At 40.4% G+C, this 13849-nt stretch carries 17 protein-coding genes; 16 read left to right on the forward strand and 1 reads right to left on the reverse strand.

Annotated elements, in window-relative coordinates:
• Window positions 1–354: 354 nt before the first annotated feature.
• The 3 genes from QA584_RS06585 (at window position 355) to QA584_RS06595 (ending at window position 2091) form a co-directional block, all read left to right on the forward strand.
• Complete coding sequence (locus tag QA584_RS06585; RefSeq protein ID WP_278273716.1) at window positions 355–864, forward strand: nitroreductase family protein; 510 nt, start codon at window positions 355–357, stop codon at window positions 862–864.
• Window positions 865–1002: 138 nt separating this feature from the next.
• Entirely contained in the window at window positions 1003–1290 is a 288-nt protein-coding gene (locus QA584_RS06590; RefSeq protein ID WP_278273717.1) for a putative quinol monooxygenase, read from the forward strand.
• A gap of 222 nt (window positions 1291–1512) precedes the next feature.
• Window positions 1513–2091, forward strand: a complete 579-nt coding sequence (locus QA584_RS06595; RefSeq protein WP_334306024.1) for an HD domain-containing protein — start codon at window positions 1513–1515, stop codon at window positions 2089–2091.
• Here the strand turns inward: QA584_RS06595 and QA584_RS06600 are convergent.
• The gene (locus tag QA584_RS06600) at window positions 2088–3053 is read right to left on the reverse strand and encodes a helix-turn-helix transcriptional regulator (RefSeq protein ID WP_278273719.1); all 966 of its coding nucleotides are present in this window, start codon (window positions 3051–3053) and stop codon (window positions 2088–2090) included. The genes QA584_RS06595 and QA584_RS06600 overlap by 4 nt on opposite strands.
• A gap of 232 nt (window positions 3054–3285) precedes the next feature.
• On the opposite strand from QA584_RS06600, the gene QA584_RS06605 reads away from it, so the two are divergent.
• The 13 genes from QA584_RS06605 to QA584_RS06665 all read left to right on the forward strand — a co-directional run bounded on the left by QA584_RS06605 (window position 3286) and on the right by QA584_RS06665 (window position 13838).
• On the forward strand, window positions 3286–3807 hold the full coding sequence (locus QA584_RS06605) for a hypothetical protein (protein WP_278273720.1): 522 nt from the start codon (window positions 3286–3288) through the stop codon (window positions 3805–3807).
• A 705-nt stretch (window positions 3808–4512) separates the two neighbouring features.
• Entirely contained in the window at window positions 4513–5340 is an 828-nt protein-coding gene (gene nifH / locus QA584_RS06610) for a nitrogenase iron protein (RefSeq protein ID WP_278273721.1), read from the forward strand.
• A 15-nt stretch (window positions 5341–5355) separates the two neighbouring features.
• On the forward strand, window positions 5356–5673 hold the full coding sequence (locus tag QA584_RS06615) for a P-II family nitrogen regulator (RefSeq protein WP_278273722.1): 318 nt from the start codon (window positions 5356–5358) through the stop codon (window positions 5671–5673).
• A gap of 11 nt (window positions 5674–5684) precedes the next feature.
• Window positions 5685–6065, forward strand: a complete 381-nt coding sequence (locus tag QA584_RS06620) for a P-II family nitrogen regulator (protein ID WP_278273723.1) — start codon at window positions 5685–5687, stop codon at window positions 6063–6065.
• Window positions 6066–6079: 14 nt separating this feature from the next.
• Window positions 6080–7642 (forward strand): nitrogenase iron-iron protein, alpha chain, encoded by a 1563-nt coding sequence (anfD, locus tag QA584_RS06625; RefSeq protein ID WP_278273724.1) that lies wholly within the window; start codon window positions 6080–6082, stop codon window positions 7640–7642.
• Window positions 7643–7689: 47 nt separating this feature from the next.
• Window positions 7690–8028 carry a Fe-only nitrogenase subunit delta gene (anfG, locus tag QA584_RS06630; protein ID WP_278273725.1) on the forward strand — a complete coding sequence of 113 codons (339 nt, stop codon included), beginning with the start codon at window positions 7690–7692 and terminating at the stop codon, window positions 8026–8028.
• An 18-nt stretch (window positions 8029–8046) separates the two neighbouring features.
• The gene (anfK, locus tag QA584_RS06635; RefSeq protein WP_278273726.1) at window positions 8047–9435 is read left to right on the forward strand and encodes a Fe-only nitrogenase subunit beta; all 1389 of its coding nucleotides are present in this window, start codon (window positions 8047–8049) and stop codon (window positions 9433–9435) included.
• A complete protein-coding gene (locus QA584_RS06640) occupies window positions 9429–9554 on the forward strand; it encodes a hypothetical protein (RefSeq protein ID WP_278273727.1) in 126 nt (41 codons plus the stop codon). Before anfK ends, QA584_RS06640 begins: the two co-directional genes overlap by 7 nt.
• The gene (locus QA584_RS06645; protein WP_278273728.1) at window positions 9551–10861 is read left to right on the forward strand and encodes a NifB/NifX family molybdenum-iron cluster-binding protein; all 1311 of its coding nucleotides are present in this window, start codon (window positions 9551–9553) and stop codon (window positions 10859–10861) included. The genes QA584_RS06640 and QA584_RS06645 overlap by 4 nt, the downstream gene beginning before the upstream one ends.
• The gene (locus QA584_RS06650) at window positions 10827–11540 is read left to right on the forward strand and encodes a type 1 glutamine amidotransferase (protein WP_278273729.1); all 714 of its coding nucleotides are present in this window, start codon (window positions 10827–10829) and stop codon (window positions 11538–11540) included. Before QA584_RS06645 ends, QA584_RS06650 begins: the two co-directional genes overlap by 35 nt.
• Window positions 11540–12070: a pyridoxamine 5'-phosphate oxidase family protein gene (locus QA584_RS06655; RefSeq protein WP_278273730.1), complete on the forward strand. Its 531-nt coding sequence runs from the start codon at window positions 11540–11542 to the stop codon at window positions 12068–12070. The genes QA584_RS06650 and QA584_RS06655 overlap by 1 nt, the downstream gene beginning before the upstream one ends.
• 186 nt (window positions 12071–12256) lie before the next feature.
• The gene (locus tag QA584_RS06660; RefSeq protein WP_278273731.1) at window positions 12257–13243 is read left to right on the forward strand and encodes a membrane-binding protein; all 987 of its coding nucleotides are present in this window, start codon (window positions 12257–12259) and stop codon (window positions 13241–13243) included.
• Between the two features lie 100 nt (window positions 13244–13343).
• Window positions 13344–13838, forward strand: a complete 495-nt coding sequence (locus QA584_RS06665; protein ID WP_278273732.1) for a hypothetical protein — start codon at window positions 13344–13346, stop codon at window positions 13836–13838.
• Window positions 13839–13849 lie beyond the last annotated feature (11 nt).

The following is a 13849-nucleotide window of genomic DNA, read 5'->3' on the forward strand; positions in this document are numbered from 1 at the left end:
GATCTAGTTAGTTTTAAAGATATCGTTTTATAACCAAAGCAGTGATGTCAACAGTGTGTTTGACCGGAGATTGACCAGAGTTTATACATTGACATAGACTTACTGCAATGATATATTGAGTATTGGAGTGGTAAAATATTCTAAGTCCTTTCAGACCTCTAAAAATAAATATGGTAGGGTAAGCAGAAAGTTCGCTTTAAGAAGATATAAAAGTCATAGGGGTAAAAGAAAGAGACAAAAGACAAGAGACAAAAGATAAGCGCAAAGCTAAGAATCACAATATAAAGATTTGAGATAAAAGATTAATGGAAATAGTAACCAAGAGGATCTCAATAACATTCAGGAGGTATTGCAATGAAAGAAATCTTTAACCGTAGAAGTATCCGGAAATTTTTAGACAGACCTGTGGAAAAAGACAAAATTGATCTGTTACTGAAAGCAGCCATGCAGGCACCTTCTGCGGGTAATCAGCAGCCCTGGGAGTTTATTGTAGTTGAGAATAAGGAAGCTTTAGAGAAATTGGGACGTATGACCCCTTATTCTAAGCCGGCGGCTGAATCGGCTGTTACCTTTGTACTTATAGCAAACTGTAAAGAGTTAAGACATAATACGTTCTGGCCCCAGGATTTAAGTGCAGCAATGCAAAATATTCTTTTGGAGGCAGTGCAGTTAGAACTGGGAGCGGTTTGGATGGGAGTAGCCACAAATAAAGCTGCGGAAGACTATTTAATTGATATGTTCCATTTTCCAGAATATATAAAACCATTTGCTTTAGTGGCGCTTGGTTATCCGGACGGTCAGATGAATGAATTTACCGACCGTTATAAGCCGGAAAAAGTGCATTATGAGAAATGGAATGGGTAAGGTACACAACTGCAATAGCAATAAAGCAATAAAAAGGTAAAGTGTAAGGCAAGTAATAAATAATAATGGGTTAGGGTTTGATAGCCTAATTGTTTTCAGACAAACAATATTAAATAACGACTATTAAGGAGAGAAAAGATGATTAAAATCGTAGCCAAGAATTATATTAAAGAGGATAAGCTTGAAGAATATATAGCGATAGCAAGAAAACTTGTGAAGGCGACCAATGAAGTGGATGCCGGATGTCTGCATTATAATTTATATCAGGATACTGCCAATCCTCAGGTTCTTACTTTTTTAGAAGAATGGGAAAGTGATGAACACTTAAAACTCCATATGGAAGCACCGCATTTTAAAGAACTGGTACCGGCCCTTGGCGAATTTCAGGAGAAACCGGGTGAACTTAACATATATAAACCATTATAGAAAAATAAAACTAATGTAAAAATCCATAAACCCACCAGGAATTTCATAAAACTTGGTGGGTTTCTATAAGTGTATTAATACATATGCGAAGGTAAGTTAAAATTAAATGCCGTTTCAACCTCCTGATTATAGGTGTGTTAAAAAAAGTGCGCATAAGCGCACGGATTGGAGTTTATAGTGAATGATAAATACCCAGCAAGGCATATTGCAGAAGAAGAGTTAATGAATGCAGGGCGGATGAATCCGGGACTTTGGATCGGTCATTCCAGATATGTTGCCAAAGCCTGTCAGATCATTGCCGGGCTTACGGATACGATGGATGAAGAAAAAGCTTATATATTGGGGCTGATGCATGATATCGGCCGCAGGGTAGGAATTGTTTCGGAACGTCATCTCATAGAGGGGTATAAGTACTGCAAATCAAAAGGGTGGGAAGACACAGCTAAAATCTGCATCACACATTCCTTTATGATACAGGATACGAAGACCTCCATAGGAAAATGGGATGTTCCGGAAGAGGAATATATCTTTATGAGAGATTTTGTGGCCTCCGCCAGATATGATGACTATGACCTGTTAGTTCAGTTAGGTGATAATTTAGCGCTGGCTACTGGTTTCTGCCTTTTGGAAAAACGGTTTGTAGACACGACACGCCGATATGGAGTGAATGAATATACCGTAGCGAGATGGAACCGCGTTTTTGAAATAAAAGAACATTTCGAAAAATTAATCGGAACCTCAGTTTATCAAGTATTACCGGGAGTAAAGGAAAATACTTTTGACGAAAAAAAGGAACCTTAAATCGGAATAATTTTTCCGGTTTCCTCTGTATCAAAACCACCGATACTTTCAAGATCCATTCTAAAGGCTTCGGAGGACAGAATTTCAAGAATCATGCGGTAAGGCTGTTTTTCAGCATCGGCTAAACGGATAATAAGATCATAGCATTCTGTCTGAAGGGGGATAAACTCTATTCCGGGGATATTTTTACAGCCAGTCTCGCTTCCGATGGCTACATCTGCACCGCCTCTGGATATGGTAGTGGCCACTGCCAGATGTGACTTGCACTCACGGAAATACCCTTCAATATAATCTCCGATAAGCCCCATCAGACGAAGTTTCTCATCCAGTAAGACTCTGGTGCCGCTTCCCTTTTCCCGGTTAACGATGGTGATATCGTTCCGTTTAAGATCGGCCCAGCCAGTAATACCTTTTGGATTATTTTTTTGTACATAAAATCCTTGCTGCCGCTTTCCGATACGAATAATTCTTGCTGGGATACCAGGCATCATTTTTTTTACATAGGTGGAGTTGTACTGATTGGTATCACCGTCCCACAGGTGAGCGGTTGCTACATTGACACGGCCCTGATACAGGGCATAAATTCCATTGTAGCTGCCCATAAAAGAGCGGAAAATCTGCAAGGTATCTGACATAGTATTCAGATGATTTGCCAGTATGTCTAAAGACAAATCCTGACCGCATATAATCAATTCATTCATACGCGGACCTTCCTCTAAGGTCTGGTTAAATGTCTGAGTGACTGTAGCTCTGGCTGTCTGCTGGGTAGAGAGAAGGAGCTTTTTAGAATCTACGCTTTTGGTTCTGGTTAGATAAGCTTCCACTTCCTGCCTGTCCACTCTGACCTGTTTTCCCACTTTGGAGGAAGAAAGTTCTCCCCGCTTAATAAGCTCATATACGGTGTTTCTGGCAATTTTTAGTATATCTGCAACTTCCTGTGCGCTTAATAAGTCATTCTCCATCCTGCTATCCTCCGTTAAGATTACATTTATGATAATTATTTTTATCATTATTAAAAGATAAAATAAATCCTATATTAAAACAAATGATTGATGAAATTTATACTAGGACTAAATTAATTATGGTTTTGATGTCATAATTTACTGACACCCTTTCAATTATAACATATTTAAATAAAAAATAAAAATAAATAAATAGTTTTATGTACAAGACAAGCAGAGGAGTATATCAGATATGAATGTATATGAATTAACATCGGCGGCTATTCCAGCAGTAGCCCGTCTTATGAGTACAATAAAACCAGAATGGTGGGATTATAACGGTGCTTACTCGCAATTGAGTAATATTGATGAGAGTATCAAAACCATAGGCTGGTATCTTGGCGAAGATACAGAACATCCTAAAGGCTGGATTTTATGCAGAGAATTAATTGGATATAAAGCACTTGACCTTGAGTGCAGTGGATTTGATGATAACGGTACATTTAAGTTGGAACATAAGCTATTGGAATTGTTTGAGGTAGCCCAGGTGTATGCCCGTGACAAAGGTTATATGACATTCAGAAGTGGAATTAGCTCGGTTGGATTTAATATTCATGGTAAGGAAATAGAGAATATTCCGAAAGCAATTGAAGAACTAACCTGTGACCGTATTGATTATACGTGGTATCTTGAAAATGGTTTTCGTGTAATAGGGATACAACCCAATGCCTATGAAAAAGGCTTTCATCTTATTATGCTTGGTAAAGAATTATAGCCAGACATGAATTCTACACTACTTTATCGCTAATACGACAAGGTAGTGTTTTTTGTTCTCCTTCTCATTCTAGAATCTCATAAATCCATGCTAAAAATAAAAACAAAGCCCATCAAAGTATAGTTACGAATAGACCTGTATTGTCATGTTTGTCACTTTTGTCACATGCTGGTTAAGCTGTGTTATATCTGATAATTGTAATAAATAAACAAAAACAGGGTAGGATTTTTATAAATATTGTTGAGTATACCTATTTACATTTTGTGGTTGGCAGAGTATCATAATGTAACAAACATAAAGAAACGAAACAAATAGAATAAATACGATGTGACAAAAGATAACAATAATGATTATGCGGAATAATTAATGAATTCGATAAATAAACTATTAATTTAAGAAACTCCATAGCTTGAGGGCATAAGCAATAACTTTAAGTGCTATATGCTAGTAATAACATTTTCGGTAACCCAATTAATAATGCCTGTTTTTATAACACTCTGTTAACATTAAATCCTCCCTTCAATGGGAAACGTTAATTCTGACAAAGGGGTCCTGATACGGGAACGGTATGCGTCCTTTTATAGAAACCCCTGGTAATAAAAACAGAAACCTTAGTGATAAAAAAGGGGTTTAATCTATACTCAGCCTGGCTGATATGGATTAAACTCCTTTCTTTATATAAAAAAACGATTGGAGGAACTAAGAATGACAAGAAAAATCGCAATTTATGGCAAGGGTGGCATTGGTAAGTCAACCACACAACAGAACACGGCAGCAGCTATGGCCCATTTTTATGATCAGAAAGTATTTATCCATGGATGTGATCCGAAAGCAGATTCTACCCGTTTGATTCTTGGGGGAATGAATCAGCAGACCTTAATGGATATGCTAAGAGAAGAAGGCGAAGAAAAAATTACTACGGAAAAAGTAGTAAAATCCGGTTATGGGGATATCCGTTGTGTTGAGTCCGGCGGTCCTGAACCAGGTGTTGGATGTGCCGGACGTGGCGTAATAACAGCAATTGACCTTATGGAAAAGAACAATGCCTACACACCGGATTTGGATTTTGTATTTTTTGATGTATTAGGTGATGTTGTATGCGGCGGATTTGCTATGCCAATCCGTGATGGTAAAGCACAGGAAGTTTATATTGTAGCCTCTGGCGAAATGATGGCAATTTATGCCGCCAACAACATCTGCAAAGGGCTATTAAAGTACGCGAAACAAAGCGGTGTCCGTCTAGGCGGTGTGATCTGTAATAGTCGTAAAGTTGACCGGGAAGCGGAATTTTTGGAGGAATTTACAGCAGCAATCGGAACTCGTATGATCCATTTTGTACCCAGAGATAATATCGTTCAGAAAGCAGAATTTAACAAGAAAACCGTAGTGGACTATGATGATGAATGTAATCAGGCTAAGGAATACGGAGAATTGGCACGGAAAATTATTGAGAATACGAATTTTGTTATACCAAAACCTTTAAAAATGGATGAACTGGAAGCGATGGTTGTAAAATACGGAATCGCAGATTAAAAAGGAGGGTATCCCATGAAAATGATCAGAGCCATTGTACGTCCGGAAGCTGCGGACAAAGTAACGGAAGCACTTGCACAGGACGGACATTACTCATTAACCAAAATCAATGTATTCGGCCGGGGTAAACAAAAAGGTTTGACCATTGGTACCATTCACTATGATGAATTCCCTAAAATCATGATTATGATGGTAGTAGAAGATGAATCGGTAGAGGAAATAGTTAAAATCATTAAGTATAAATCATATACCGGCAATTACGGGGACGGAAAAATATTTATTTCCTCTGTAGATGCTGTATATACAGTACGTACCGGTGAAGACGGACTTTAAGGAGGGCTGTTATGAATGAGATCGTTGCAATTATAAGACCCAAAAGAGTAACGGCAACCAAGGAAGCCCTAGAGAGTCTTGGGTTTCCTAGTATGACGGCAATCTCAGTACTTGGTCGGGGCAAGCAAAAGGGAATCGCATCAGAGCTTGGTATTGAGGTTCGGCCAGAGATTATTGAACAGGGAAAAACCGTCGGCAAAAAGTACATGGAATACATACCAAAAAGGCTGTTATCGATTGTAGCCTGTGAAGAAGATACAGAGCTTATTGTAAAAACCATTATAAAGCATAACCAGTCAGGGCAGATTGGTGACGGCAAGATATTTGTCTGTCCCATAGAGGATGCCATTACCGTAAGGACCAATGAACAAGGGGAAAAAGCAATCAAGTAAAGGAGGAATCATTTATGCCATATCATGAGTTTGAATGCAGCAAATGCATACCGGAACGAAAGAAACACGCAGTCATAAAGGGTCATGGTGAAGACCTGACCGATGCATTGCCCCTGGGATATCTAAACACAATTCCCGGCACTATCTCGGAGCGAGGCTGTGCCTACTGCGGAGCGAAGCACGTAATTGGAACACCCATGAAAGATGTTATTCATCTAAGCCATGGACCGGTAGGCTGTACCTACGATACCTGGCAGACCAAACGGTATATCAGTGATAACGATAATTTTCAGCTTAAATACACCTATGCCTCGGATATGAAGGAAAAACACATCATCTTTGGAGCGGAGAAACTGTTAAAACAGAATATTGTTGAAGCATTTAAAGCATTTCCAAAGATTAAACGTATGACCATATATCAAACCTGTGCCTCTGCGTTGATTGGTGATGATCTAAATGCCATAGCCGAAGAAGTCATGGAGGAAATGCCGGAAGTAGATATCTTTGTCTGTAACTCCCCCGGTTTTGGAGGACCCAGTCAATCCGGTGGACATCATAAGATTAATATAGCCTGGATAAAACAAAAGGTCGGAACCGTGGAACCTAAGATTACCAGTGATTATGTTATCAATTATGTTGGTGAGTATAATATTCAGGGCGATCAGGAAGTAATGATGGATTATTTTAAACGGATGGGAATCCAGGTATTATCCACTTTTACCGGTAATGGTTCCTACGATGATTTAAGATCCATGCAGGGAGCCCATTTAAATGTTCTGGAATGTGCCCGTTCTGCGGAATATATCTGTAATGAACTCCGGGTAAAATACGGCACACCAAGGCTTGATATCGATGGATTCGGGTTTGAAGCCCTATCCAATTCCTTGCGAAAAATCGGTCTGTTTTTTGGAATCGAAGACAGGGCACAGGCAATCATTGACGAAGAAACTGCCAAATGGAAACCGGAACTTGACTGGTATAAAGAACGGCTGAAAGGGAAAAAAGTATGTCTTTGGCCCGGTGGCTCCAAACTTTGGCATTGGGCTCATGCCATCCATGAAGAGATGGGAGTGGAAGTGGTTTCGGTATATACCAAGTTCGGTCATCAAGGAGATATGGAAAAAGGTATCTCAAGATGTGAAGAGGGAGCGTTAGCCATTGATGATCCTAATGAACTGGAAGGTTTAGAAGCCATGGAGATGTTAAAACCAGATATAATCTTTACCGGAAAACGTCCCGGGGAAGTAGCCAAAAAGATAAGGGTTCCCTACCTCAATGCTCACGCCTACCATAACGGTCCCTGGAAAGGGTTTGAAGGCTGGGTAAGATTTGCAAGAGATATCTATAATGCAATATATTCTCCGGTGCATCAACTGGCTCTTATGGATATTACCAAGGATGAAATCCCCGACAACGGCTTTCAGACACAAAATCTTCTTTCTGATAAGAATTTAAGTGAAGAGGCAACCTTCTCAACCATCTTAAGAGAATATTCCGGCAAATATGATTGTCTTGCCGATATCCGTAAAAAGGAATATCCGGAAATGGTATTAACCAAGAAGTTAAATGCTGTGTAAAGAAACAACTATAAATGCCGCCTGTGGCGGCGGAATGAGAGGGAATTATGAAAGACAGGATTGAACAGCTTGTGGATTATATTATGAAAAATTGCCTCTGGCAGTTCCACTCCCGCGCCTGGGACAGGGAAAAGCAGAATGAAGGAATATTGATGAAGACCATGCAGATTTTATGTGATGAGCCAGTGGAAACGAATACACCGGCGGATAAATGCCACTGGGTAGATGCGGTTTGCCTGGCGGACGCTTTTAAACAGAGGTATTCCTGGATTAATACCATGGAGAAAGCAGACATCAAGCTGCTTATGCAGGGACTGAAAGAGCGTATGGACTATTTAACCATAAAAGGCTCTCTTAATTTAGAACTTACCGACCCGCTTTACTAGTAGAAAGGAGTGAAACCTATGTCTTGTGAAATAAAAGGAAAAGAACGTGCCGGTGTTATAAATCCCATATTTACCTGTCAGCCCTGTGGCGCACAGTATGCCAGTATCGGAATCAAAAGCTGTATCGGGATTGTCCATGGAGGTCAGGGCTGCGTCATGTTTGTCCGTCTGCTTTTCTCCCAGCATTTTAAAGAAAGTTTTGAACTTGCCTCCTCCTCACTCCATGAAGACGGAGCCGTATTCGGAGCCTTAAACCGTGTGGAAGAAGCAGTAGACGTATTGTTAATGCGCTACCCCCATGTAAAAGTAATCCCTATTATATCCACCTGTTCCACCGAAGTTATTGGGGATGATATTGACGGTGTTGTAAGAAAGTTAAATAACGGTCTACTAAAAGAAAAATATGCCGGCAGGGAAGTATATTTAATTCCAATCCACACTCCAAGTTTTAAAGGCAGTATGGTAAGCGGGTATGATGTAGCGGTAGAGGAATTTGTACGTTATTTTGCAAAGAAAACAGAACCTAATGACAAAATCAATCTAATTACCGGCTGGGCTAATCCGGGAGACGTAAAAGCCCTTAAGCACCTTCTTAGTGAAATGCAGGTTAAGGCAACCGTTTTGTTTGAAATTGAAGAATTTGATTCCCCCCTTATGCCGGACGGAAATCATGTATCCCATGGAAATACTACGGTAGAAGATTTGGCATCTACAGCAAATGCAATAGGAACGATTGCACTGAACCGGTACGAAGGCGGAAAGGCAGCCAGGTATCTGGAAGATGAGTTTGAAGTTCCGGCAGTAGTGGGACCGACACCGATTGGTATAAGAAATACCGATGTCTTTTTAAGGAATGTGAGTAAAATGACCGGAAAGCCTATACCGGCTTCTCTAGTCAAAGAACGAGGAATAGCCCTGGATGCCTTAACAGACCTTACCCATATGTTTTTTGCCGGTAAAAGAGTTGCCATATATGGCAGTGCCGATTTAGTCATCGGACTGGCGCAGTTTTGTCTGGATCTAGAGATGAAGCCTGTTTTGTTATTGCTTGGAGATGACAATTCCAATTACCCTTCGGACCCAAGAATTAAGGAATTAACGGAAAACGTAAGTTTTGACATGGAGATTATAACCAACGCAGACCTTTGGGAACTGGAGAACCGTATTAAAAATGAAGGTCTGGAACTGGATCTTATCCTGGGACACTCAAAAGGAAGATTTACCTCAATTGATTATAATATACCAATGTTCCGGGTTGGATTTCCGGTATATGACCGTGCTGGAATGTACCGCCATCCAATTGTAGGCTATGAAGGTGCTATATGGCTGGCAGAACAGATAGCCAATACTATTTTTACTGATATGGAACATAAAAAGAACAAAGAGTGGGTGCTAAATGTTTGGTAAGGGATCTGATTAACCTCCTCCTGGGTCGGAATTATGCCGGTGTATCTACTGTAAGAGTTGACTGGATAGTACCGATTGGGGTTTACCGGGAGGAAAGCATAAAGGCGGTGATTGAATGAACGTAGCAAGGAACTTAAATACCCGTACCATAGAAGAAAAAACGCTGACACATCCATGTTTTCATTGCAATGGCTCGAACAATGCAAGAATCCACCTGCCCGTTGCACCAGAATGTAATATCCAGTGCAACTATTGTGTCAGGAAGTTTGATTGCAGCAATGAATCAAGACCAGGTGTTGTCAGCAAGGTACTTACACCTTTACAGGCAGTAACGAGGTATCAAAAGGCAAAAGCAGAGGTTACAGGACTTACGGTTGCCGGTATTGCAGGTCCCGGGGATCCCCTTGCTAATTTTTTGGAAGTAGAGGAAACCCTCAGGTTAATAAGACAAATAGACCAAGACGTCACCTTTTGTCTTTCCACCAACGGACTTATGCTGCCGTTTTATGCAGCCCACTTAATATCTCTGGGAGTCAGCCATGTAACAGTAACGGTTAATACCGTAGAAACAGAAACCGGAGCAAAGATTTATAACCATATCAACTATCTTGGGAAAATCTATAAGGGTCAAGAGGGGGCGGCTATCTTACTGCAAAATCAGCAGACCGGTATCCGGTATCTGACCGCTATGGGAGTTGTAGTAAAAGTAAATATCGTTTTGTTAAAAGGTATCAACGACCATCAGGTGAAAGACATAACCAGAGTTGTAAGGGAATGGGGAGTAAGCCTTACTAATATTATTCCTTTAATACCAGTAAAGGAAAGCGCTTTTGAAGCTATGGAAGGGGTAACGAATAAGGAACTGAACCGGATACGCAAAGAGTGTGAAAGCATTGTACCTCAGATGTATCATTGCAAACAGTGCCGGGCAGATGCGGTAGGTACGTTGAAAAATGATTTATCTACCAGTATCTTTATGATTACACAAGAAGTAAAAGAAATGGCAGAGAGCAGCAATAGCAGTATTGATTCAAAAATAGGTAACCTGCGGTTTGCAGTCTGTTCAAAGGATGGATTTATAATAAATCAGCATTTTGGTCATGCAGAACAGTTTTATATCTATGATTATCTAGACGAGAAAGCTGTCTTCTTAGAACTCAGGAAGACAGACCAATACTGTAATGGAGCTGAAAACGGGGAAAATATGGGTAAGCTTAAGGAGAAGATCAAACTCCTTAAGGACTGTGACCAAGTGGTATGTCTTAGAATCGGTACCGCACCTGCCTTGGAATTAAAGAATAACGGTATCGGTGTTTATACTACCTGTAATGGAATCGAAGAAGGGTTACAGGAGGCTGCTTTAAGCCTTATGGCAGAAAGGAATGAACGACATGAGACTACATTATCTGCAGCATGTGCCCTTTGAAAATCCGGGAAGTATTCTGACCTGGGCCAGGGAGAAGGGTTATACGGTCACCAGTACGGAATTTTTTTTGGAGGGAAGCCTTCCGGAACAGAAAGATTTTGACTGGCTGGTTATTATGGGAGGACCCATGAACATATATGAAGAAGATAAGTATCCTTGGCTGGTAAAGGAAAAGATGTTTATAAAAGAAGCGATAAGAAACGGTAAGGTCTTAATTGGTTTATGTCTGGGGGGACAGTTAATTGCCGATTGTATTGGCGGTAAGGTCACTAAGAATACCTGTAAGGAAATAGGCTGGTATCCGGTACGGTTAACCAGGGAGGCTAAGGAGTCTTTCTTATTTTCACATTTTCCAAAAGCCCCCGTGGTATTCGAGTGGCACGGAGATACCTTTAGTTCTCTGCCAGAAGAAGCCACTCTTTTGGCAGAGAATGATGCCTGTGCCCATCAGGCCTTTGTCTATAAAACACGGATATTTGGCTTTCAGTATCACCTTGAGAATACCTTAGAGATTATTAAGGGGCTTACGAAAAATTGTGCAGAGGAACTGGTCCCTGATAAATATATTCAGACAGAGGAAGAATTACTTTCTCACCCGGAATATATCCTTAAGGACAATGAATGGATGACAGCATTTTTAGAACGCCTGGAATATATGTATGAGGAGGGAAAACTATAATGGAGCCGATACGCTATAAACAACGAGTATGTACCGATCAGGAGAAGATTGAAGAATTCTTATTTAACGCCAGAACCGGTATTCTGGCACTCTCCGCCGGGGAATATCCTTATGCCCTTCCCCTAAACTTTGTATGGCATGAGGGGTGTATTTGCTTTCACGGTATGGGTTCTGGTAAAAAAGTTGATATCTTGTCTGAAAATCCTAAGGCAGCCTTTACGGTATATGAAGAATATGGCACGGTAAAAGATCCCATGCCTTGTCATGCGGATACTTCTTATATGAGTGTAATGATATTTGGCAGAACGGAAAAAATTACAGAGGTGAAGGAAGCCGCAGAAATCCTGCAAAAACTGGTGGATAAATTTATGCCGAAGTTTTATGACCATACCCTGACGGGGGGACTAATTGATAAATACCGTTCCTCCATGGATGGCAGAGCCGTAGCTGTTTATCGGCTTAGGACAGAGGCAATAACTGCCAAGGAAAATGCAGTACAGACCGAGCAAATATTCCATCCGATGGGATAGCAAGCAGCCCTGTCATATGCCATGGTTGTGCACAAGATTTATGTGAGAGATAAAAGCAGATAAGGGCAGTATTGCGGTGGAAGTATTGCCGTTCTTATCCCGGATGGTGGAAAAGGAAAATAAAAGAGAGTTATATACTTACCGGCCTGCGTCAGGTTACTGGCCGGTTTGAAAGGAGGATGCAAGATGGAAACGATTGCTGAATACGGACTAAAGGGAGTAACCAGTTATACGGCTTACGAAAACGGAAGGATTGAAAAGTGCCGTTTAAGTGCTTATAATATCATACCAACGAAATACGGGTACCTTGTACCGCAGTTTAATAATCCCGGAATAAGAAGAAAAGATTCGAAAGCCTTGTCCTATTATAAGAGCGGAAAACTACGGAGCATATCCCTGGAAGAACAGACGGGTATAACCACCTCAGTGGGAACCTTTAAGGCTGAATTGATTACCTTTTATGAAAATGGTTCCATATACAGCCTATTTCCATTAAATGGTCAAATCAGTTTTTCCTGGTCTGAAGAGGAAGAAGGGGGACTGGCGGAGGTTTATGATTTTGACTTACCCATAGGTAAATTTAAAGCAAAAATAAGTGGGTTGCGTTTTTATCCAAACGGCAGTTTAAAGAGCCTCATTCTGTGGCCGGGAGAAGTAATAGAGCTTAATACTTCCGTCGGGCGGATCGCTGTAAGGAATGGGTTTAAATTGTATGAAAACGGCTCCCTGGCATCTTTAGAACCAGCAGAACCGATATATGTAAATACGGACGCTGGTTTGATTAAAGTCTATGATTCCGATGCAGTAGGAGTGGATGCGGATAATAATTCACTTAAATTTGATACAGAGGGAAAAGTAATAGGACTTGCCACCTCAGGGGATATTCTGATTTCAAATACAAGAAGCGGTGAAAAGAGAGTAATATCTTCTGTAATACGCCCGGGTCTGATGGAGGATTTCGTAAAAGTACCGGTGCATATTGAATTTAAGGGACAACAGATAGGGATTGATAACAGCAAAGAGCAGGTTACTATTCCTTTTAACGATTGTGTTCTTAAGATTGTATATGACAAAGGACTGGGTAAGAGTGCCTGTTACGGGGATTGTTCCATGTGTTCTGGATGTTCTTCCTCTTTCTCTAGTATCCTAAATACCGCAGAAGCGGCAATATGACGGGAAGGTTATTAATAAAAGTTTTTTAACCGGCAAAAAGTACATAGGATAATTTATAACCAATATTTGATTGCTGCTAATAGGGCAGAGGGAGGTTATTATGAAAAGCTTAATAGAGAGCTTATATCTTACGGATAACAAGAGCAACTTCAATAACAAAAATAATTGTAATTGGCTGCAAAGAAAACCTTTGGATGCTATAAAGGAATGCTGGCCTGATAAAGTAGAAATAGCAATCTGTAAAAGAGGCAGAGGAGAACATTTTTTTCTGCCTCTTTCAGATTATACCGAGTTACTGCAACTGCTGGGCCAAAAGAGGGAAACTAAGTCAACTATTATAAAACTGACTGGAGAGGATACGCTGGAACATCCATATCTGTTTGAAATGCTTCAAGTGAATAAAACCCTTGGATTTCTCTCTGAACTAATAACAGTCGGAGAACTTATAGACCTGTCTTTAACCCAGGCTTTAAAAGGGCTTGTAAGTAGTGTTATTTTTAGCGTTCAAAAAGCGGAGGAAATCAGACCGGATAAAATGGATATGTTGTTACAAACAGAAATAAAAGTTAATTTTACCTATCCTTATGCGCAGTAGTATCCAGGGGA

It is taken from the genome of Anaerocolumna sp. AGMB13025, assembly GCF_029689925.1.
In the GTDB taxonomy this organism is placed as follows: Bacteria; Bacillota; Clostridia; order Lachnospirales; family Lachnospiraceae; genus Anaerocolumna.